A 20,159-nucleotide genomic window follows, 5' to 3' on the forward strand; every position below is an offset into this window, starting at 1 on the left:
TATATATAATAATGTGTAGATTATCTCCGTGAGAGTATTCTGTAGCCGATGATGCCGCCGAGGATCGAAGCGGCAAAGATGCCCACTTTGGCCTGACCATAGGCTTCGGCAGAGTTGAAGGCCAGCGTGGTGACAAACATCGACATGGTGAATCCTATGGAAGCGAGGAAGCCCAGTCCGGCAAGCCGTCGCCATGTGAGTTGCTTGCTGCGTCGGCCCAGCCCCAGCCGTTCCATCAGCCATACCGAGGAGAGAATGCCAAGAGGTTTGCCGGCAAGCAGGCCCAGCATCACGCCCACGGCGATGTGGTTGTCGAAGAGCTGCGCCAGATCCATGTCGACAAACGACACGCCCGCATTGCCCAGCGCAAAGACGGGCATGACGAAGAACGACACGAAGGGATGGAGGCTGTGCTCGAGCCGCTGCAAGGGCGGTAGGGCCTGGTTGGCATCGGTCTTCACGCGGGCGATGATCTCAACCTGGTCGGGTTCCAATGTCCTCACGTCGTTGGACTCGGCCTCGTCGAAGCGGCGGGTGAGCTTTCTCATGCGGGCCACAAACGAGTCTTCGCTGATCTGCGAGTCAGCGGGGATGACCATGGCAGAGAGCACGGCGGCTATCGTGGCATGGATGCCGGAGAGCAGGAAAGCTGTCCATACACCACCAATGCCCAGGATGCCGTAGAACCAAATAGACTTCACGCCCATCTTGTTGCCAACAAACATCACGAGTAAGAAGGCCAAACCCACGAGCAGGTTGACCATAGAGAGCTGCGATGTGTAGAACAGGGCGATGACGAGCACCGAGCCCAAGTCGTCGACAATGGCCAGCGTGGTGAGAAACACCTTCGCCGACACCGGCACGCGGTCGCCCAGTAGGTAGACCACCGCCAGAGCAAAGGCAATGTCGGTGGCCATGGGGATTCCCCATCCGTGTGCCACCGGGGTGCCGCCGTTGAAGACAAGATAGATGAGTGCAGGGAAGACCATGCCAAGGACAGCGGCAGCCACGGGGAGCGTGACCTTGCGCAAGTCGCGCAGCTCGCCACCGATGAACTCCCGCTTGAGCTCCAGTCCTACGACAAAGAAGAACATGGACATCAGTCCGTCGTTGATCCAGTGCTCAAGAGAGAAGTTGAGGCAGGGTTGGCCGTCCACGACAAAACCGAAATGGTGGTGGAGAAAGTGGGCATAGTCAAATCTTAGCGGACTGTTGGCCAGCACGAGTGCCAGCACCACGGCAAGTCCCAAGACGATGCCGCCGGATTTTTCCTGATTGATGAACTGCATGGCAGGCAGGACTATCTGCTGCCGTATCTTTTGTTGGTAATGTATCATAACTAAGGGGTTGTAAATGAAATAATGTTTTCTGAGCTGTCCTACATCACTGTGGTTTCTTGTCGACAAAGACCATGGCGTTTCTGTTGTCACTGATCGAGCTGATGTATCTGCCATACTCCCTGAGCACGTCGGCGATGATCTCATCCTTGCTGAGATACTGTATGTCGTTGCCCGTGCGTCCGTCGGAATAGTAGGTCACAGGAATGTATTGTGTGCCGTTGTCGGCGTCGGGTGTGTTGTCCTCATCGACAAGATAGTCAGAAATCACCCGCTTCTCTGTGGTCACGCCATAACGGAAGTTGCGTATCTGTACGTGCGGAACGGAGAGTTCTATGGAGAGCGGGCCGTTCTTGCCCTTGAGAATTTCTGACTGTATGCCATATTTCTCCAGTTCTGTTTGCAGTTCGCTGAACGCCGGCTCCACTTTTTCGAGGAAGAAGCGGCGGATGTCCTCTTTCTGTGAGAAGGTGACGATCTGCTCCAACCGCTTGCGCCAGTGGGCACCATCCCAGTTTCGGCTGCCATAGGGCAGGTGGGTGGAGTTGTAAAATTCATCGGTTCTCAGCGCTTTAAGCAAACAGAAGCAAAGAATCAGGAGAATGAGACCGAAGGGCAGGGCCGAGATCAGCGTCATCGTCTGCAAAGAGTTGAGCCCTCCGGCATAGACCAGCGTCATGGTGATCACTGCCATCAGCAGGCCCCAGAAAGCGTTTTGCCACTTGGGAGAGTGCGGATTGTTGCCCGTGGAAATACTGTTCATCACCAGGATGCCGGAGTCTGCCGAGGTGACAAAGAAGATGGCAATCATCACCAAGGCCAGTGTACAGAGCCCTTTGGCAAAGGGGAAGCTCTCGAAGAACGAGAACAGCAGGATGTCGGGCTGGCGCACCAGAGCTGAGAGTGCACCATGCACTACGTTGCGGTCAATCCAAATGGCACCGTTGCCAAAGACGGTCATCCACAGGAAGATGAACAGTGAGGGCACGAGCATCACGGCAAGGATGTATTCGCGGATGGTGCGCCCCTTGGAGATGCGGGCGATAAACAGGCCCACAAAAGGTGCCCACGATATCCACCATGCCCAGAACATCACGGTCCAGCTCGTAAACCATCCGCGCCCCGCCTTCTCGAAGGCAAAGGTGTTGAACGTCAGGCTGGCAAAGCTCTCGATGTAGTTGCCGATGCCCTCGGAGAATGCGCTCAGCAAGAACGTCGTCGGGCCCAACAGCAACATGAAGACCAACAGCAGGATGGCCGTGCCGAGGTTCAGCTCGCTAAGTCGCCGCACGCCTTTGTTCACGCCGGCTACGGCCGACAGCACGGACAAGGCACAGAACACCGTCACGATGACGCACTGAAAGAGAAAGCTGGAACCGTTGAGGATGCCTAAGTGTACCAGACCCGCGTTGACCTGCTGTACACCGAAACCCATGGAGGTGGTGATGCCGAAGAAGGTGCTCACCAAGGCGAAGACATCCACCACGTCACCGATAGGGCCGTAGATGCGTTCCTTCAATATGGGGTACAGGCCGCTGCGGATGCTCAGCGGCAGTTTGTAGCGGAACGAGAAGTAAGCTAAGATGAGGCCTGCTAACGCAAAGATCGACCACGCGTGGATGCCCCAATGGAAGAAGGTGGCCAGCTGCGCGTCCTTGGCTTTGTTGACAATCGAGGGCAGGGCGGGATAGACATAGTGCGACATGGGCTCCGACACACCAAAATACATCAGACCGATGCCCATGCCGGCGGCGAAGAGCATGGCAATCCACGAAAAGAAGCCATATTGTGGCTCCGAGTTGTCTGCTCCTAACCGGATATTGCCCAGTTTGCTGAAGGCGACAGCCAACAGGAAGATGACAAAGAAAGAAACCAGCAGAATGTACATCCAACTGAGATTTTTGTAGATAAACGACTGTACGAAGGTCAGCCAGTTGTTGACTCTTAAGGGAAATAACGCCGAGAGCAGCGAGAGCAACACCAGCACGATGATGCCCGGAAGAGCTACATTACGGGTAAAAGTAGTGTTATGTATGATATTCTTTAGCATAATCTGAAATAAATATTAAAGATGAGAAAGACTGTCAGAATGGAGAGAATCCGTGGTAGGTGACAAAAGCTTTCACCCGCCCACAGCTACAAAGGTAATAAAAAAAATCGAATCTGCAAAGCTTTTCTCTTATTAACTGTAACTATCTTGCCCGTTCTGCTTCATCTTTCTATTTCAGTCACTTTTCTGCTTGCTCGACGGTGGAAATACGATACTTTTGCAATCAAAAGTTATATTATGTCACGTCATACTCTCATACTCAGGATAACGCTTTGTCTGGTCATAGGTCTTCTATCTGCAATACTCCCCGATCATGCTATCCTATGGCTTGGGCGCACTGGGACTGAAAAGCGAATATAGTATAGTGGAAAGAACGGAGCGGCTGGGGCTGTCGTTTGCTGTTATCACGTTCATCCCCTCGGTGAGCATCGTGGTGTCGCTCATCGGCACCTTTGCCTTCATGCAGTTCATGGGCTTCAGTCTCAACCTGCTGACGCTCTTTGCCCTCGTGCTCGCCATCGGTATGGTGGTCGACGATGCCATCATCGTCGTTGAGGCCGTGCAGGCTAACTTTGACAAAGGCTACCGCTCGCCTTATCTGGCCTCTACCGATGCCATGCGCAGCGTAGCCATGGCGTTGCTCACCTCCACGATCGTGTTTATGGCGGTCTTTATCCCCGTGAGTATGATTGATGGTACGTCGGGAGCTTTCTACCGTCAGTTTGGACTGACCATGGCTGTCGCCGTGGGCATCTCGGCGATCAATGCATTCACGCTCTCGCCGGTTCTCTGTGCCCTGCTGCTCCGGCCTTATACCGACGAGAACGGACAGCAGCGCAATAACTTCTCGGCCCGTTTCCGCAAGGCTTTCAATGCCGTCTTCAGCGTGATGAGTCAGAAATATGCTGCCATCGCCTTTCGCTTCATCCGTCATAAATATCTTTCGTTTGGCATCATCGCCGCTGCCGTGGCATTGCTCCTCTTGCTCGTCAAGGCAACGCCGACCTCGCTGGTACCCGATGAGGACACGGGTATGCTCTATGTCAACCTCACCACGAAGCCCGGCATGACGCTCAACGAGACCGACCGTGCGCTGCAACAGCTCGACAAGAAGCTCGCCAAAATCCCCGGCATCGCCCACCGTGCTAAGGTCAGCGGCTATTCGTTTACCGCGCAAGGCAGTAACTCGGGAATGTTCTACGTGCCGTTAAAGCCTTGGAACGAACGCGGCAAGGGGGAATCGCTCAACGATATCACGGAGAAGATCAACCGCGCCGCTGCCGACATTGCCGGAGCGAGTGTCGTAGTGATGAGTCCGTCGCTGGTATCGGGCTTTGGCATGAGCAGTGGCTTTGACCTCAACTTGGAGGACCGTAACGGTGGAAGCATCTCACAGTTCCAACAGGTGAAGGACCGTTTCGTCAAGGAACTCAGCCGTCAGCCGGAGATTGGTTCAGCCTATTCTCACCATGCTCCTTGGCATGTTGCCCCTGATGGTGGCTACGGGAGTCGGAGCCAATGGCAGCCGCTCATTAGCCTCCTGTGTGGTGGGTGGCATGGTGTTGGGTATCCTTGCCCTGTTCTTCCTCGTGCCCGCCCTGTTCATCATCTTCCAGTGGTTGCAAGAACGGCTGATGCCAAGGAAAATGGTGGCGTGATAGAGGTTAATTATTCTAAATAATATCGCGTTGAGCAATACAATGTCATAGGCATTTTGTAATATTGCAGGCAGATATGATTTAGGATAACATATATGACTTCAAAGACAGTTCCTTCGGGAAGTATGGCCCATCGGCTCAGCGTGATGGGTCTGTTAGTGACTTTAGGCATCGTTTATGGCGACATTGGAACGTCACCGCTCTATGTCATGAGAGCAATCATCGGTGCCACTCCTGTTATTACCACCGACTACATTATTGGTGCAGTGTCGTGCATCATCTGGACGCTCACTATTCAGACAACATTGAAATATGTTGTACTGGCACTGCGCGCCGATAACAAAGGCGAGGGTGGCATCCTGGCGCTCTATGCGCTCGTGAGGAAACATGGCAGGGGGTGGCTCTATCTCCTTGCCATCATCGGAGCGAGCACACTCGTTGCCGACGGAGTCATCACACCTTCCATTACTGTTTTGTCAGCCATAGAGGGGCTGCGCGCTTATGAGCCTTCCACCCCCGTCATCCCTATTGCCATTGCCATCCTTACGGTGCTGTTCTTTATCCAGCAGTATGGTACCAGTGCCATCGGCAAACTTTTCGGTCCGTTGATGCTATTGTGGTTCTCGATGCTTGGCATACTGGGACTGACACATATGGGTGACAGTTGGGTGATCCTCAAGGCTTTTAATCCCTGGTATGCCATCCGTCTGTTGACTACCAGTCCGGAATGGTTCCTCATTTTGGGTGCTGTGTTTCTTTGTACAACAGGCGCTGAGGCTCTTTATTCCGATTTGGGCCATTGCGGTAAGCAAAATATCCGGGCGAGCTGGGCCTTTGTCAAGACAATGCTCATCTGCAATTATCTCGGTCAGGGTGCTTGGATCATTTCCCACGCCGACCAGCTTGCGACGGGCACGAATCCTTTCTACGCCATTATGCCGCATGCCTTTCTACCTGTGGGCATAACGATGGCCACCATAGCAGCCATCGTGGCCAGTCAGGCACTTATCAGTGGGTCGTTTACTATCTTTAGTGAGGCCATGAATCTCCATTTCTGGCCACGGCAGCGCATTAAATATCCTACCGATATCAAAGGGCAGTTGTATATACCGTTTATTAATGTCAGCCTTTACGTACTGTGCATCGTCGTCATCTTGTTTTTCCAGACTTCCAGTAATATGGAGGCAGCCTACGGACTGGCTATCACGGTGACAATGCTGATGACCACCTTGCTCTTAGGTTGCTATCTCAAGCAAGGCAAGATGCAACGGAGTATCGTGATTCTCGTCATCAGCTTTTTCGTGGTTTTGGAGAGTATCTTCTTCGTGGCTAACCTGGCCAAATTCATGCATGGCGGTTGGGTGACGATGCTATTAGCTGGAACCATCTGTCTTGTGATGTATGTGTGGTACAATGCCGACAAGATCAGAAACACCTTTGTGGAGCACCGCGACATCCGGAAGTACTATGATATACTGTCGGATATCAAGGCTGACACGTCAATCTCTAAGTTTGCTACCAATGTCGTTTATATGAGTCGGTTCGGTGGCAAGTACGATGTGGAACAGAAGGTGCTGTACTCCATTATCAACAAACATCCCATGCGCGCCGACCACTATATCTTGCTGCACACGGATTATGAGGACACGCCCAATGAACGCAGCTACGACTTCTATGAACTGATACCGGGTACGCTTTACCGCATCAACCTTCACTTAGGATTCCGCGTGCAGCCTTATGTCAACCTCTATCTCCGTCAAGTTATCGAGGATCAGGTGGAGAAAGGCAGCTTTGCGCTTGAGAGTGGCTACGACTCGTTGCGTCGCCATCATGTGGCGGGAAACTTCATCTTCGTGTTTATCAAACGAGTATATGCAGAATTCAATGTGTTTACTCCCAAGGCCCGTTTCATCATGACCATCTATAATCTTGTACATCATCTCAAGCAGAGTGCTCCGAAGGCCATGGGCTTGAGCACCAGTAATGTCTTTGTAGAGACCGTTCCGCTTGTAGTTCGGACAAGGAAGGTGGAACGTGTGAAGCAGAATTAATAGGATAACTACCAAAGGTTTCCCGCTTTTCTCTTTGTAGTTTGCAGAAAGTTTGTTATTTTTGCAGAAAAGACATCCTATGCCGACCATATTTATTTTCTTTGGATTTAGATTCATGTTCTATAGTAATGACCATGCTCCAATTCATGTACATATATTGAAGGATGGTCATGAGGCCAAATATAATGTTGATCCGGTAGAGCAGGTTTTTAATCATGGTTTTAAGAAACATGATATATTACTCATAGAATCAGTACTCGAAGAGAATCGGGAGATTGTCATCGACCGTTGGAAAAATTATTTTAAGGAGGAAAACAATGGATAAGCTTTATATTACTCGAATTTGGTTGGACGGACATCACCTCTATGCGATGACAGAGTCGGGAGAGATTGCTGATTATGACCTTTCTACGATGAGGGGATTCCGTCACGCATCACCCTCGCAGCTCGGTAACTTCACAGTAGTGAACGATAAAGACATTCACTGGCCAGACCTTGGTGAGGACATCAATTTGGAAGGTATGCTCTATGACAATCATCTCTGTCTACTTACTGCTACAGAGGACTCGGTTTTATACCGGCCGGAGCCGCAGAGTCACGACTGTGTGGCTGACCCTATCGGTTCTGCTGATCCCGCTACCTCAACCTCTATGAATTCATAGGATTTGACAAAAAAGTTGCAATTACACCTAAGGTGGCAGTTGGTATAGGTTGGCAAAAAGAATCATCCCGTTAGCATTTCTCCGGAAAATAGTTGTCAACTTGATGGTCAAACGTTCGTTGTACGTTCGGTCAAACATTCGTTTTACCTTTGGTCAAACGATTGTTTAACTAATAGTCAAACGTTCGTTTGACTATCTGCTGAAAACCATTTTGATGCCTAATGCATTGCGTGATATGGTGTTAAGACTTTAGGTGAGTGATGGAAAAAATGTCTCGAAGGCAGTACGTCTGCGCATAGAGGATACTTGCACTCATGCGATACTTCATAAGATCTGTATGGATAAAAAGGTCATGCGAAGAGAAAAATTGGCCTTAAGGAAATCTTAAGAAACAGTTAAGGTGATCTTAAGATTCTTTCGTTTGAAAGTCCGTACCTTTGCAGCGTCAAAAGAAAACAAGACTCACAAACGATTAAAAATATACAGATTATCTAAAAGTGTACATTGAAAAGATGCGCAAATGAGTGGAATAGCAAAAGAAAACACGAAGTTTTTCTTTTGCATTCCCGAGTGCAGACTGTCTTATTTAAAGATAGTGCAAATGAGTCCCCCGCTTGAACACCTTGCCACATTCTTCTTTGCCGGTGGCATCTCCTACTTCAAACTTTTCACGATAGCCTACGCCGGGCATGATGGACCAATGGGACGAGAGATAGTAGTTCAGACCGTAGCCGACATGAAAAGCTGTTGGAGCCTCTTCATCAGTGAATTCGGTTGCATAGCCCAATCTGATATAGAAGTTGTGCTCAACGCGCTTTTCCTGTCCGACGGCAGGAAGACAAAGCTTAGGGCAAGCAGTCCTTTTCGCCGTTTCTTCATGATGGCTACTATATATAATAAGGTGTATAGTTCATTATTTCTTTGCCGGTCGGAGCAGCATCCAATAGGCGTTTTCCTTGATCTTGTTCATCAGAGCGGCGCGCAAGCCTTGCTGCCATGCTTTTTGTCGCTCATGGTCGGCAATCCATGAGTTGACGGTTTGCCGGGCTTCGGCAGAGTGATGGTCGTCCATCAATGCTGAGAGCCAGTAACCGGGGAAGAAGATGTCGGAGGTCTGTTGGATGTCGACGATGGCATCCAAGCCAGGCTTTAAGTAGTTGTTGGCTTGCGTCTCTCGTGTTGGGTCGCATAAGAGCGACAGGGCACTCTCTGCCCACGGCTCAACGAGCCGGCCCGACTTGGGAATGAGGCTGAGGAACAAGCGGTGCTGCGCGGCTGTGTCGGACGTGCAGGCGCGGGCGATGAAGTCAAACTCGCGTTGCTCGTCGGTGGTCTTTAGCCGTTGATGCTGCGTGGCGAGGATATGTAGACAGCTGTCGGGTAGGATGAGTGCGAGGTGATAGGCCAGTCGGGTGTAGTCGCGCTCGTTGAGCAGTGTGTCGTCGTGGCATAGCCATTTGCGGTAGAGGCTCCCGGTCACGACTTTCGAGGTGGCAACGTTGGCCAGACTGCGTGTCAGCTGTTGTCTGACGGCTTTGAGAGGATGGGAGGCAGACAGCGCGAAGAGTCTGCTCTCCATGCTGTCGCGTTGCTGTTTGTCAGTTGTCAAGTGGAGTAGGGAAGCGAGATTGCGGCAGAGTGTGGAGGCAGTCTGCTGGCCTTGGCATTGCGTCAGCGAGTTGCACAAGAGTTGGAACAACGCTGCTGTGGAGGCATCGGACACGCCTTGTCGCTCGGTGTAGAGTAGGTAGTTCTCATAGAGTGTGAGAAGCACGCTGTATGCTGCCGTGTTGTCGTCGTGGATATGCCGTGTCATCCATGCGGCGCAGCCCTGCCGGTCACTGTCGTTGATAATAAAGCGGCCATAGCCCTGTCCGTTGATGTTGGGAATGATCGTTTCGGGATGGCAGGGAACTTTGACGTGGACCTCAGAGTGATGAAAGTCCACGGTCACGGGGATGAGGCTGTCGCCACACAGCAGTCCATAGGTGGCTCGCTGAGGCCAGAAGAGTGAGCGATGGAAAGGATCGGACTGTCGGACGGTGAGCGTGTCGCCGCGCAGGCGGTAGGAGATGACGGGCACTCCCTTTTCGCGAACCCATACGTCAGAGAATTGGCGCACATGAGCCTGTGGCGCTACGGAGTCAAAGATAGCTACCAGATCGTTCCATGTGGCGTTGGCGTAAGCGAAAGTCTTGAGATAGCGTCTGAGTCCCTCGCGGAAAGCATCGGGTCCCATCTGTTGCTCCAGCTTATCCATCATGATAGGTGCTTTCTCGTAGATGATGTTACCATAGAGCAGTCCGGCACGGTTGAGGTTGTCCAAAGGCTGCTGGATAGAATGTGTGCCCAGGGTGCGGTCGGTCGACATGGCTCTGGGATAATACGATTTGAGGAAGTTCAGGTCGTGGTTGATCAGTGGGAATTGCTCGCGTGCTATCTTGCTGGCCATGAAATTGGCAAACACCTCCTTGGTCCATACGTCATCGAACCAGCGCATTGTGACCATGTCGCCGAACCAAAGGTGGGCAGTCTCGTGGGCGATGAGCTGCAGGCGCGTCATCTCCTCATCGGGAGTGGGCTGCGGTCCGAGAAAGATCTCTCTGTCGGTGAACTGTATGGCACCGGGATGCTCCATGCCACCAAACTGATAGCCGGGCAACACCACAAAGCCGTAGTCGCTGAAAGGACACGACCGTGCCGTATAGCGTTCCAACCATCTCAAGGCCAGAGCAGCCTCGTCGAAGCATTTGTCGAGTTGGGCTACCTTGGCGGGATCGGTCTCACGATAGAGCGCAGTCATGTGCCGTCCGTCGCGTACGACCGTCTTGGTCTGGAACTTTCCGGCAACAAAAGAGAACAGATAAGTCGGCAGCACATGGGTGGAGTCACTGCAGCGTGACACCCAGCCGTCGGGAGCCTGCAGCGTGCATTTGAAGAGCGCCTTCAGGTCGGGCTGGTCGAAGCAGGGGAACACCGTACGGGCATTGGCAGGAACAAAGAGAGAATAGAGATAGTCGGCATGGCGGTTCAGGCTCTTGTCGGCAGCGGTGAAAACCAGGTCAACGACGTTAAGACCTCGGCGCAGTGCCTGATGAGGGAGCAGGATGTGCTCGCTTTGCCATTCGGCTTTGAAGGACTTGCCATTGATGTGACCGAGATGCTGCACGTCCTTTCCCGCGAAGTCTAAAGGGAGGTCGGTCTTGGTATTGGTCAGATGGAAAGAGAGACGCAGTCGTCCCGTGACCGGCTGAGCGAGGTTGTCGGGAATACGGAAGTTGAGTTGGTATGTGATGTTGCTGACGCGGATCGCCCTTGCGACGGCAAGGCTACGTGCCACGCCCGGCTCCTGGGCACTCAAGGACAGAAAGGCGAGAAGGGCAATGGCTGTCAAAGCCAATGCCCTGCGAACTGTATCATTGATTTGTGGGAAGGGTATGGAATGTATCATCTGATGGAGTTTTCTGCAAAGTTAAGTAGAATCCATCAGATATGCAAGCGATCCGAAGGAAACATGCGGGGCTTGTCCTCGCGACGATAGATGAGCGATGACAGCGTGATGGCAAAGAACGTGCACGAGAGGATGTACGGCACGATGAAGGCCAGTAATGTAGGATAGTCGCCAAGCATGGGAAGGGCGAAGCCCTGAGTGGCCAGCACCGTGAGTACGGTGACGAACATCATCTCGGGCAATCCACATAGCACGGGAAACCTTCGAAGCGATCTTTGACAGTTTCCTGCGTATGCTGACTACTGAGGAGGTCAAGCGTCAGCCGGTGAGCGTCTATGCCGCAAGACTCAACATCACACCGAAATATCTGACGATGGTCTGTACGCGATACAGTGGTAAGTCGGCAATGGACTGGATCACGCAGTATTGCAAGGAAGATATTCGTTACTATCTTTGCCACACCGATCTGACGGTCAAAGAGGTGTGCACAAAACTGGGCTTCACCAACCTCTCTTTCTTCGGATCGTATGTGCGCAAATGCTTTGGCGTGTCGCCTTCGGCACTCAAGAAAAGAAGAATGGCAGAAAAATAATCTTGATGCCGAAAGCGACTCACCTTATTATATATATATTAGATGACTACTGCCGTTCCGCTCACTGCCACCATGAGCATAGAACCGCTTTGACCCACGGTCTCGTAGTCGATGTCGATGCCGACGACAGCGTTGGCACCGAGGTCGGCGGCGCGTTGCCGCATCTCGTCCAGTGCAGTGTCTTTCGCTTCGCGCAGCACTTTCTCGTAGCTGCCCGACCGTCCGCCGATGATGTCGCGGATGCCGGCAAAGAAATCTTTCATGAAGTTGGCACCAATGATGGTCTCGCCTGTCACGATGCCCTTGTACTCTCTAATGGAATGACCCTCGATGGTCGGTGTGGTGGATAATAGCATAATCTAAGACGTTTGGTTGCTGCAAAGATAGCGTTTTTATTTCAAAGTCCAAAGGAGAGAGGGATGAAATGTCTCTTGGCGGTATTCCTTTTGGCTTTGTGAGTGAAAAGAATAGAGAAGATTCGGGAATGACAAAGAAAAGTTGTAACTTTGCCTGAGATAGAATCTTATGTATGACAGCAATGAACAAAGATAAAGTTTATCAGCAACTGACGGCACAGGCAAAGAGTCTGGTCGATGGCGTGGACAACGTGGTTGGGGCCTTGGGCAATGTGGCAGCCATGTTGAAAGAAGAACTTCCATCGTTCTTTTGGGTCGGCTTCTATGTTGTCAAGGATGGGCGTTTGCAGTTAGGCCCCTTCCAAGGTCCGGTCGCCTGCTACAGCATCGAGAAGGGGAGGGGCGTCTGTGGCACTGCTTGGGAAAAGGCGCAGACGCTTGTCGTGCCCGATGTGCATCAGTTCCCCGGACACATCGCCTGCTCGTCACGTTCCAATTCCGAGATTGTCGTGCCGGTATTCTATGGCGGAGAGATCGTCGCCGTCATCGATGTGGACAGTGAAGACTTTGACGCTTTCGATGAGGATGACAAGCGTGGTTTGGAAGCAATAGCTCAGATCGTGGCGCCACTCGTATAAGTATAAGCTTGGTTGTATCAGCCTTTGCCGTTTTTCAGCCAAATGCCAAAGAACCGGTCATAGACTTCGTAAGTGTTGTTTTGGTCGAGAACGAGCTCCTTCCCGACGAGCGTCTTGATGGCAGACCGCACGGTGCTGCTGGCACCTAACTGGTATTTCATCAGGAAGTTCTTCCCCAGGACTTCCTTGATGGTTCCTTCGCAGGCGATGGCCCGTAGGAGCTGGCCTTGTTGTGGCGTGATTAAGCGCAGGAATGTCTGATAAGTGGCTTCGTTCTCCAGGGTGATCTCCTCAATGGTTTGACTGGTAATAGAGGGAGTTATCACTTTCTCATCGCTTTCGTAGAGCCTGTTGAGAACCATCTGCACATACCAAGTATGTCCGTGGAGCAACGTATAAACTACATGAAAAGTGTCCGGCGGCAGTTGCTGCCCATGCTCTTTAAATTTATCTTCCGCAAAGGCATAATAGGAATCTTCAACAATCTCTTTCAAGGGCATCATCTGTGTGCTCTGGTAGAAAGGACGGGCTGCTGAGGCGAACATCTCTTCCAAAAGGTGACGCTGACTGCCTGAGAAGATAAAGTGAACAGATGTCAACCGCTGGATATAGGACCGCAGCAATGCCTCGATATTCTTCTCACCATAGCTTTCTATTGACTGAAATTCATCAAAGGCAATGTAACATTGTCGGCCCGACTGTTCCATATATTGAAAGATCTCAGCTAAAGAGTGCTCGGCCATTTGTGGCTGCAAGTCCACAGAGAGCGACGGCTCGCCGGTCATGGGATCTAAAGAGAGCGTGGGGCGTAATGATTTGAAGAAAGCAGCAACCGTTTTCAACACTTTGGTCTCCCGGGTGTCGAGCGTTCCCAGTACAGCATTGGCCAGCTGACGGACGAGAGAGGCAAAGGAGTCGGTCTGATAGAGATCTACATAGTAGCATGAGACGTTGTCATCGCTGTGCAGCAATTGATGGAAGGCATGATGGATAAGCCCTGTCTTGCCCATACGTCGTGGGCTGACGAGTGTGACATTGCGCCCGTTGCGCAAAGCCGACACAAGTTTGCGGGTATCTTCCGTTCTGTCGCAGAAATACTCTGGTGAGATGTAACCCGTAAGAAGGAAAGGATTGATTGGCTTCTTCATATCTGATTCCCATTGATTGACATTCATGGCGATTCATAGTGAATCGCCTATTGCGAAAAGTTCGTTGCGAAAAGTTCGCAATGCAAAGATAATGGAATCCGGGGAGATAGCAAAGCTTTTGCGCCGATAATTTTCTATTTGCTGCTGTTCATCCCTTCCTTGAACCTTGCCAGGAGCATTTGGGCCATCTCGTTCTTCGGGTTGAGTTTCAGCGCCTCGTCGAAGTTGTCGAGAGCCTGACGATAGTAGCGCGGTCCGTTTTGTTGTGGGTTGGTCACGATGATGGCTGTGTAGTAGAAGCCGTAGAGCGTGGCGAGGTCAGAGCGGTCAGTGGCTTTGGTGGGCTGCAGTGCTTCGATGCGTTGGATCACGCGCTGGGCCTCGTCGATATACTGCTGTGCCTTGCTGCTTTGAGGCTGCTCACAGACCGTACCGAGCAGGAGCACAGCTTGCTGGTATTTCGGCTGAATGCTGTCGGGCTGCATGGCTTCCAGGCGTTGCAGCGCGGCGAGTTGCTGCTCCATCGTGGGCTGACTTTGCTGGGCATGGAGGCTGAGGACGGAAACAACAAGGAGAATGAGGACTGCCATGCGGCGGAAGGCGACAGAGGCCTGTGCCTTAGAAATTTGCGATGTCATAAGCTTTATTACTTTTAAGTGAAACAAATATTCCGATGTAAAGGAAGCGGTCGGAGCCGTTGGTGATGGGCTTGCCGCCATGATATCCATAGATGTTTTGGCGTCCGAACAGATTGCTGAGTGAGGCGTAGACGATGACGCGCTTGCTCGCAAGACAGGTGACGCTGGCATCGAGACTATTATAATAAGGTGTGGTGCGTCCCTCGCTCTTCCGTCCCGAGGCAAACGACTCAGTGAGTCCGATACTTAAGATGCCAATACCATATTTCAGCGCGAGACGCAGGTTGTGACGCGAGACGTATTGAGGCTGCTGTTCGGTGAGGTAATCGAGGTAGCGTCGGCGCGAGTCGTTGTAGCTATAGCTGAACATGGTGTTGAGGTTGGGCATCAGCGACCAGTCGTCGATGAAAAGGTCGAACCCACGGCTCATGCCGCGACCGTCGGCAGTGTAGAGCCCTTGACAGAGGAGCGGCAAACGGGAGTAACGTTTGTAGTAAGCCTCCATGCGCACGAGCGTGTTACCACGACTGTATTGCAGTCCGGCGATGTAGTGATGGGCAAGTGAGGATTGGGATGGCGCAAGGCTACGCACTATGATAGTGTCGGCGGGCTCTTGGGTATAGCTTCCGGCGGAGAGTGAGAGCAGCCAGTGGCGTGAAGGATTGTAGTTGAGCAGCAGGCGGGGCAGCAGCGTCCAACGGTGAGAGAGGCTGGAATATTCCGCGCGCAGCGAGGCTTCGGCAGAGCAACCTCTGAAAAGCTTATATTGCGTCATGGCGAAGAGTGCCGGCAATAGATAACTTTTGGAATTGTGCAGACGGTCATGGAGACGATAGTCGAGCCATTGATAGCGGAAGAAACTCTCCGTGCCAATGGTACCTTTCATCCATGCCGAAAGCGTCTTCGAGGCTTTTGTCTTGACGTGGAGCTCGCCCGTGCGGTGACGATAGCGGTCGCCATGGAGCAGTGCGTCACTGATGTCTTGCCACACCATGCCACCGGCGAGCCCCGCGAACCAAGTGATGTGACCTTTGGCAGAGCCTTTCGTCACACTGTTGAGATAGAGATTGTTTTCCTCAAGATCGAGCAATCGCCCGTCGGTGTCGAGACTCAGTGTCGTGCGGTCGAAGCCGAGATAACTCTTCCATACGCTCGACGGAGTGGGCTGCGCCTTCCATTGTGTTTCGAATGAGAGTTGTCGGTAGGGCTTGTGCCAATTCCAGCGGTCGGGGAACAGGCGTTTGTACATCCCCAAGTCCATATAGGTGGCATTCATCGACCAGCAGCCTTGTCTTGTTGTCTTTGTTCCTCCAATGTTCCAGTCGATCAGCGAGGCACTCACGCCCAATTTGTCCGAGACCGATGCGTCGGTAGTCTCCATGGGCAGCACCGATGACAGTGCTTGCCCATATTCCGCATCGTAGCCTCCGAGGGAAAAGGTGATGCCTTTGAAGAGAAAAGGAGAGAAACGTCCGCGCGACGGACTGTTGGGGGCTGTAGTGGAGTAGGGTTGCAACACGTGCATGCCGTTGATATAGGTCTGGCACTCTTCGCTGCTGCCGCCTCTGACGTAGAGTTTCCCATCCTCGCCAACCTTCTGTGTGCCCGGAAGACTCTGCAGTGCTGCCACGATGTCACCGCAACTGCCACCGTCGAGCACCACGTCGAGGGCTCCCATCTGTTTCACGCCATTAGCCTGACCGAACTGGAAGGTGCTGCCGGTGACGACGACCTCATCGATGGTGGTTGTGCGCTCATATAGCCGGATGGCGAGCGGCCCTTGCCCTTTTTGCCAATTGCGTTCCGCGTTGTCATATCCTATGCAGGTGACCATCAGCTGTGCGCTGTCGGCTTTCAACGTTGAAAAGGAGAAGTGTCCGAGCGAGTCGGTAAGGCAGCCGTCCGTCGTACCTTTGACAAAGACGTTGGCTCCGGCTATCGGATGGCGACCGTCGGTCACCGTACCCGATATTATTTGCTGTGCATGGCCGAGGCAGTGGCCCGACAACAGGAGCGTGAGGATGAGAATGTTGCGTTTCATGCCGGCAAAGTTAGTGCATGAAACGCATCGCTGCAAATTTGTGGGACAGTCAGCTAACTACGGGGATATACGCCTATGTGTCTGGACGAAATGCAAGGATTTGGGACGAATGACTAAGCAGAAAAGTGCAGAATCACTTGCGGGTATAAAATATTATACCTATCTTTGCAGAAAAACAGATGCCTACATTGCTTATAGTTTTTGGAATACGTTTTTTCTTCTATATGGATGAGCATGAGCCCATTCATGTACATATTTCTTATGGAGGAAAAAAAGCCAAGATAGAGCTCAGTCCTGCTGTTAGAGTTATTTATAACCATGGCATTAAAGAGCAAGTGATGAAAAAGGCGATTAATACGTGCAATAATTATAGAGAAGAATTTATCGAGGAATGGCATAAATGCTTCGATGATTAAGACAAGGAGGTTTAAGATGGAGAAGATTAAGACTATTTGGTTTGACGCTGACCGTATCTATATGAAGACGCAGGAAGGCAAAGTGTATAGCAGGCCTTTGGAGGCTTATCCTGATTTGAAAGAGGCCTCACCGGAGCAACGCAGTGATTATGTTATTGGTGATGATGGGGAGGACATCAGATGGGAAAGCTTGGATGTTGACATGCACATCAGTAGTTTTTATGAAGTCTCTGAACCGAAAGATAATGAGATAGCAAGGATGTTTGCCCATTATCCCTGGCTGAATATGTCTGAAGTGGCTCGTGCCATCAACATCAATAAGAGTTTGATGGCCCGCTATATTTATGGTATTTCCAAACCAAGCGAAAAACGGGTCCAGCAAATTCGTGAAGCTTTACATCAGTTTGGGAAAGAGTTGCTGAGTGCTTAGCCTTTTACCCGACAAATGACCGCAGTTTGGACACATAGCTTCGTGACACGGGCACTGTATGCTGCTCGTCGCCCACAGTGAGTTGGTAGCCGTTGGAGTTGCCATGAGCGGAGAGAATGTTGTTGAGGTTGACGATGAACGAGCGGTGGCATTGAAAGATGCTCTTCTCGTTGGCATCGGCAAGGACAGAGGTCAGCGTGGTGCGCAATTGTTGGTGCTCGACATGCCCTTCGCGTAGGAAGTAGATGTCGACGCAGTTTTTCTGTGCTTCGGCGTAGAGAAAGTCGGACAGGGGGAGTGTGAGGTCGTTGCCACGCACCGACGTATCGTGAAAGGTCACTGTCTCTCCGGCTTGCGCGTCGGTGTCCTTAGGCAGCAGTTCAGCCAGACGTGTGCGCAGACGCTTCTGATATTCCAAGGCCACGATGGTGATCGTGATGGGAATGCCGAAGAGCAGGGTGACATAGAGATAAGCCAGGACGAGTTGGGGCGAGAGCGAATTGTGGAACAACAGCGTATTGACAACACTATTACTCATGCTGATACAGCAGAGCAATAGCAGAATGGCCACGCACTCATGCCACACCCGCCACGTCTTAACACGCCGCACCCAAGGTCTGAATACACACGCACCATAGCACCACGTGACGGCTACAGCCAACAAGGAGAAGCAGAGTGCCACGAAAAAGATGTTTCCTTCAAACTGACCCAGACCAAAGGGTCTGAGAAAGAAAAGAAGGAAAAATACGATGGCACCGGCAATCAGTCCTGCCTGTAGCCAGTTGCCATTGTCGTTCTGAGGCAATGGTCTTGAGAAGAAACTTATCAACCTGTTCATATTACTTCTTGGTCTTTACCTTCCTGTCGAACAGAAAGCTTTTCAGATGATAACTGTCATCGAAGGGCAACGGTCCGCCGATGATGTCGAAATAGGCATAGCTCAGCACGCTCGTCGTAGACCAGTGACGGCGAAGATAGCCAAGTCGCGGAGCGAGAAATGGATGTGTCGGATGTTCATGTCCGCTTGTCCATAGTCTTCCCTTTTGCAAAGATAGTGTTTTCTTTTGATAAGGCGACTCTTCTCTTGATTTTTATGTGGATTCTCTTTTTCCTGCGACTATTCACCGAAGATTTTCGACTTTAACTTGAAGTTCGGCGCAGTCTTCCCACAGTTCAAGAGAAAGGAAAGTTTTGAGGGCTTCGGTGTAGAAAAGCAGCAACCTCCAATCTTGGAGAAGATGTACAATGAGAAGTGTTTGGTTTGGCGTGCAAACAGCGACACCAAGATGATTTCACCAAGTTCCTTATCAACCGCAAGGGGGAGGGGGCGTTTCGCCCCCCTTTATTTTCTTGCCTCACTTGGACGTTTTTAGGAAAAACTATTGTATATTTGCATGAGTTTATTGATACTCGCAAAAACAACGATCTGTTATGAACATATTACAGGAACTGAGAAACAAGCGGCACCCCCATGTGTTGGGTGCCTTCGATATCTTCAAGTATATTGGTCCGGGACTTCTTGTTACCGTAGGTTTCATTGACCCGGGCAACTGGGCCAGTAACTTTGCCGCTGGTTCAGAGTACGGTTATGCGCTGTTGTGGGTAGTGACGCTGTCAACGATCATGCTCATCGCTTTGCAGCACAATGTAGCTCACTTAGGCATTGTCACCGGACTCTGTCTGAGTGAGGCGGCCGTGAAGTACACGCCCCGGTGGGTGGGCCGCCCCATCGTGGTGAGTGCAGTCTTGGCGAGTATCTCCACGTCGTTGGCCGAGATCCTTGGTGGAGCCATCGCCTTGCAGATGCTTTTCGGTATCTCTATTCCGGTGGGTGCACTGTTGGTGACCATTGCTGTGATCATCCTGCTGTTTACCAACTCTTATAAGAAAATAGAACGGGCGGTCATCGGCTTTGTCTCCATCATTGGACTGTCGTTTATCTACGAGCTCTTTTTAGTGCATGTCGACTGGGGCGAGGCGGCACGTGCCGCAGTGGTGCCCTCGGTGCCGCAAGGCTCCCTGCTCATCGTGATGAGCGTTCTCGGTGCCGTGGTCATGCCCCACAATCTCTTTCTCCATTCCGAGGTCATCCAGAGCCGCGAGATCAACCTCAAGGGCGATGAGCGTATCCGCCACATGCTCAAATATGAGTTTGCCGACACGCTCTTCTCCATGCTCGTCGGCTGGGCCATCAATTCTGCCATGATCCTCCTGGCTGCCTCTACGTTCTACACCCATGGTGAACATGTCGACGACCTGGCTCAGGCCAACGCCATGCTGATGCCACTCTTAGGCAGCAACGCTTCCAACATCTTTGCCCTGGCACTGCTCTTGGCCGGTATCTCCAGTACCATCACCAGTGGCATGGCAGCCGGTAGTATCTTCTCGGGACTCTTCGGTGAGTCGTACAATGCCAAAGACCCTCACTCGGCAGTAGGCGTGGTGTTATCGTTAGGTATCGCATTGCTGATCATTTTCTTCATCGGCAATCCTTTCCAGGGACTGATCATCTCGCAGATGGTGCTGAGCCTGCAACTGCCGTTCACCGTGTTCTTGCAGGTGAGCCTTACCTCATCGAAGCGTGTCATGGGCAAATACGTCAACAAGCCGTGGAACACGGCTTTCCTCTATAGCCTGGCTGGTATCGTTACTGTTCTAAATATCTGGCTTCTCGTCTCGTCTCTGGCGTGA

The 20,159-nt window shown here is 51.6% G+C and carries 19 protein-coding genes and 1 pseudogene; 9 read left to right on the forward strand and 11 right to left on the reverse strand.

Annotation, left to right across the window (positions count from 1 at the left end):
- Window positions 1-20: 20 nt before the first annotated feature.
- Window positions 21-1,337 carry a Na+/H+ antiporter NhaA gene (nhaA, locus tag NG346_RS08500; protein WP_262280455.1) on the reverse strand — a complete coding sequence of 439 codons (1,317 nt, stop codon included), beginning with the start codon at window positions 1,335-1,337 and terminating at the stop codon, window positions 21-23.
- 46 nt (window positions 1,338-1,383) lie between these two features.
- Window positions 1,384-3,387 carry a BCCT family transporter gene (locus NG346_RS08505; RefSeq protein ID WP_262288592.1) on the reverse strand — a complete coding sequence of 668 codons (2,004 nt, stop codon included), beginning with the start codon at window positions 3,385-3,387 and terminating at the stop codon, window positions 1,384-1,386.
- 406 nt (window positions 3,388-3,793) lie between these two features.
- Between NG346_RS08505 and NG346_RS08510 the strand changes: the two are divergent.
- From NG346_RS08510 to NG346_RS08525, 4 genes and pseudogenes are all read left to right on the forward strand, one after another.
- Window positions 3,794-5,068, forward strand: a pseudogene (locus NG346_RS08510) (efflux RND transporter permease subunit); the annotation flags it as partial.
- 72 nt (window positions 5,069-5,140) lie between these two features.
- Entirely contained in the window at window positions 5,141-7,096 is a 1,956-nt protein-coding gene (locus NG346_RS08515; protein WP_262288593.1) for a KUP/HAK/KT family potassium transporter, read from the forward strand.
- A 115-nt stretch (window positions 7,097-7,211) separates the two neighbouring features.
- Window positions 7,212-7,421 (forward strand): DUF4160 domain-containing protein, encoded by a 210-nt coding sequence (locus NG346_RS08520; protein WP_235899235.1) that lies wholly within the window; start codon window positions 7,212-7,214, stop codon window positions 7,419-7,421.
- Window positions 7,414-7,758, forward strand: coding sequence for a DUF2442 domain-containing protein (locus NG346_RS08525; protein WP_154533568.1), 345 nt, complete (start codon window positions 7,414-7,416; stop codon window positions 7,756-7,758). Before NG346_RS08520 ends, NG346_RS08525 begins: the two co-directional genes overlap by 8 nt.
- A gap of 586 nt (window positions 7,759-8,344) precedes the next feature.
- On the opposite strand, the gene NG346_RS08530 is transcribed toward NG346_RS08525, so the two are convergent.
- The 3 genes from NG346_RS08530 to NG346_RS08540 form a co-directional block, all read right to left on the reverse strand.
- The gene (locus NG346_RS08530) at window positions 8,345-8,545 is read right to left on the reverse strand and encodes a hypothetical protein (protein WP_262280451.1); all 201 of its coding nucleotides are present in this window, start codon (window positions 8,543-8,545) and stop codon (window positions 8,345-8,347) included.
- 126 nt (window positions 8,546-8,671) lie between these two features.
- Window positions 8,672-11,209, reverse strand: coding sequence for a M1 family metallopeptidase (locus NG346_RS08535; RefSeq protein WP_262280450.1), 2,538 nt, complete (start codon window positions 11,207-11,209; stop codon window positions 8,672-8,674).
- 35 nt (window positions 11,210-11,244) lie between these two features.
- The gene (locus tag NG346_RS08540) at window positions 11,245-11,442 is read right to left on the reverse strand and encodes a hypothetical protein (RefSeq protein WP_262280449.1); all 198 of its coding nucleotides are present in this window, start codon (window positions 11,440-11,442) and stop codon (window positions 11,245-11,247) included.
- A gap of 59 nt (window positions 11,443-11,501) precedes the next feature.
- On the opposite strand from NG346_RS08540, the gene NG346_RS08545 reads away from it, so the two are divergent.
- Window positions 11,502-11,801: a helix-turn-helix domain-containing protein gene (locus NG346_RS08545; RefSeq protein WP_262280448.1), complete on the forward strand. Its 300-nt coding sequence runs from the start codon at window positions 11,502-11,504 to the stop codon at window positions 11,799-11,801.
- Between the two features lie 38 nt (window positions 11,802-11,839).
- On the opposite strand, the gene NG346_RS08550 is transcribed toward NG346_RS08545, so the two are convergent.
- Window positions 11,840-12,157, reverse strand: coding sequence for a heavy metal-binding domain-containing protein (locus tag NG346_RS08550; protein WP_262280447.1), 318 nt, complete (start codon window positions 12,155-12,157; stop codon window positions 11,840-11,842).
- 182 nt (window positions 12,158-12,339) lie between these two features.
- Between NG346_RS08550 and NG346_RS08555 the strand changes: the two genes are divergently transcribed.
- A complete protein-coding gene (locus NG346_RS08555; protein ID WP_262280446.1) occupies window positions 12,340-12,795 on the forward strand; it encodes a GAF domain-containing protein in 456 nt (151 codons plus the stop codon).
- A gap of 17 nt (window positions 12,796-12,812) precedes the next feature.
- Here NG346_RS08555 and NG346_RS08560 read toward each other — a convergent pair whose 3' ends face one another.
- The 3 genes from NG346_RS08560 to NG346_RS08570 form a co-directional block, all read right to left on the reverse strand.
- Complete coding sequence (locus NG346_RS08560) at window positions 12,813-13,943, reverse strand: AAA family ATPase (protein WP_262280445.1); 1,131 nt, start codon at window positions 13,941-13,943, stop codon at window positions 12,813-12,815.
- 134 nt (window positions 13,944-14,077) lie between these two features.
- Window positions 14,078-14,581 (reverse strand): hypothetical protein, encoded by a 504-nt coding sequence (locus NG346_RS08565; RefSeq protein ID WP_262280444.1) that lies wholly within the window; start codon window positions 14,579-14,581, stop codon window positions 14,078-14,080.
- The gene (locus NG346_RS08570) at window positions 14,562-16,622 is read right to left on the reverse strand and encodes a TonB-dependent receptor (RefSeq protein WP_262288594.1); all 2,061 of its coding nucleotides are present in this window, start codon (window positions 16,620-16,622) and stop codon (window positions 14,562-14,564) included. The genes NG346_RS08565 and NG346_RS08570 overlap by 20 nt, the downstream gene beginning before the upstream one ends.
- A gap of 179 nt (window positions 16,623-16,801) precedes the next feature.
- Here NG346_RS08570 and NG346_RS08575 point away from each other — a divergent pair, with 179 nt between their 5' ends.
- Window positions 16,802-17,038 carry a DUF4160 domain-containing protein gene (locus tag NG346_RS08575; RefSeq protein ID WP_262280442.1) on the forward strand — a complete coding sequence of 79 codons (237 nt, stop codon included), beginning with the start codon at window positions 16,802-16,804 and terminating at the stop codon, window positions 17,036-17,038.
- 16 nt (window positions 17,039-17,054) lie between these two features.
- Complete coding sequence (locus tag NG346_RS08580) at window positions 17,055-17,468, forward strand: DUF2442 domain-containing protein (protein WP_262288595.1); 414 nt, start codon at window positions 17,055-17,057, stop codon at window positions 17,466-17,468.
- 4 nt (window positions 17,469-17,472) lie between these two features.
- On the opposite strand, the gene NG346_RS08585 is transcribed toward NG346_RS08580, so the two are convergent.
- Both NG346_RS08585 and NG346_RS08590 read right to left on the reverse strand, forming a co-directional pair.
- Entirely contained in the window at window positions 17,473-18,306 is an 834-nt protein-coding gene (locus tag NG346_RS08585) for a LytR/AlgR family response regulator transcription factor (protein WP_262288596.1), read from the reverse strand.
- A 1-nt stretch (window position 18,307) separates the two neighbouring features.
- Entirely contained in the window at window positions 18,308-18,517 is a 210-nt protein-coding gene (locus NG346_RS08590; RefSeq protein ID WP_262288597.1) for a hypothetical protein, read from the reverse strand.
- 382 nt (window positions 18,518-18,899) lie between these two features.
- On the opposite strand from NG346_RS08590, the gene NG346_RS08595 reads away from it, so the two are divergent.
- Window positions 18,900-20,159 carry an Nramp family divalent metal transporter gene (locus NG346_RS08595; RefSeq protein WP_262288598.1) on the forward strand — a complete coding sequence of 420 codons (1,260 nt, stop codon included), beginning with the start codon at window positions 18,900-18,902 and terminating at the stop codon, window positions 20,157-20,159.

Origin of the sequence: Hallella absiana (assembly GCF_025457485.1) — a bacterium.
Taxonomy (GTDB): Bacteria; Bacteroidota; Bacteroidia; order Bacteroidales; family Bacteroidaceae; genus Prevotella; species Prevotella absiana.

Bases quoted from the DNA above. Each gene is read 5' to 3' on its own strand.
- NG346_RS08550 (WP_262280447.1), bottom strand. From the start codon at position 12,157: ATGCTATTATCCACCACACCGACCATCGAGGGTCATTCCATTAGAGAG.
- NG346_RS08575 (WP_262280442.1), top strand. From the start codon at position 16,802: ATGCCTACATTGCTTATAGTTTTTGGAATACGTTTTTTCTTCTATATG.
- NG346_RS08525 (WP_154533568.1), top strand. From the start codon at position 7,414: ATGGATAAGCTTTATATTACTCGAATTTGGTTGGACGGACATCACCTC.
- NG346_RS08560 (WP_262280445.1), bottom strand. From the start codon at position 13,943: ATGAAGAAGCCAATCAATCCTTTCCTTCTTACGGGTTACATCTCACCA.
- NG346_RS08540 (WP_262280449.1), bottom strand. From the start codon at position 11,442: ATGATGTTCGTCACCGTACTCACGGTGCTGGCCACTCAGGGCTTCGCC.
- NG346_RS08535 (WP_262280450.1), bottom strand. From the start codon at position 11,209: ATGATACATTCCATACCCTTCCCACAAATCAATGATACAGTTCGCAGG.
- NG346_RS08570 (WP_262288594.1), bottom strand. From the start codon at position 16,622: ATGAAACGCAACATTCTCATCCTCACGCTCCTGTTGTCGGGCCACTGC.
- nhaA (WP_262280455.1), bottom strand. From the start codon at position 1,337: ATGATACATTACCAACAAAAGATACGGCAGCAGATAGTCCTGCCTGCC.
- NG346_RS08555 (WP_262280446.1), top strand. From the start codon at position 12,340: ATGAACAAAGATAAAGTTTATCAGCAACTGACGGCACAGGCAAAGAGT.
- NG346_RS08565 (WP_262280444.1), bottom strand. From the start codon at position 14,581: ATGACATCGCAAATTTCTAAGGCACAGGCCTCTGTCGCCTTCCGCCGC.
- NG346_RS08580 (WP_262288595.1), top strand. From the start codon at position 17,055: ATGGAGAAGATTAAGACTATTTGGTTTGACGCTGACCGTATCTATATG.
- NG346_RS08585 (WP_262288596.1), bottom strand. From the start codon at position 18,306: ATGAACAGGTTGATAAGTTTCTTCTCAAGACCATTGCCTCAGAACGAC.
- NG346_RS08505 (WP_262288592.1), bottom strand. From the start codon at position 3,387: ATGCTAAAGAATATCATACATAACACTACTTTTACCCGTAATGTAGCT.
- NG346_RS08545 (WP_262280448.1), top strand. From the start codon at position 11,502: ATGCTGACTACTGAGGAGGTCAAGCGTCAGCCGGTGAGCGTCTATGCC.
- NG346_RS08515 (WP_262288593.1), top strand. From the start codon at position 5,141: ATGACTTCAAAGACAGTTCCTTCGGGAAGTATGGCCCATCGGCTCAGC.
- NG346_RS08520 (WP_235899235.1), top strand. From the start codon at position 7,212: ATGTTCTATAGTAATGACCATGCTCCAATTCATGTACATATATTGAAG.
- NG346_RS08595 (WP_262288598.1), top strand. From the start codon at position 18,900: ATGAACATATTACAGGAACTGAGAAACAAGCGGCACCCCCATGTGTTG.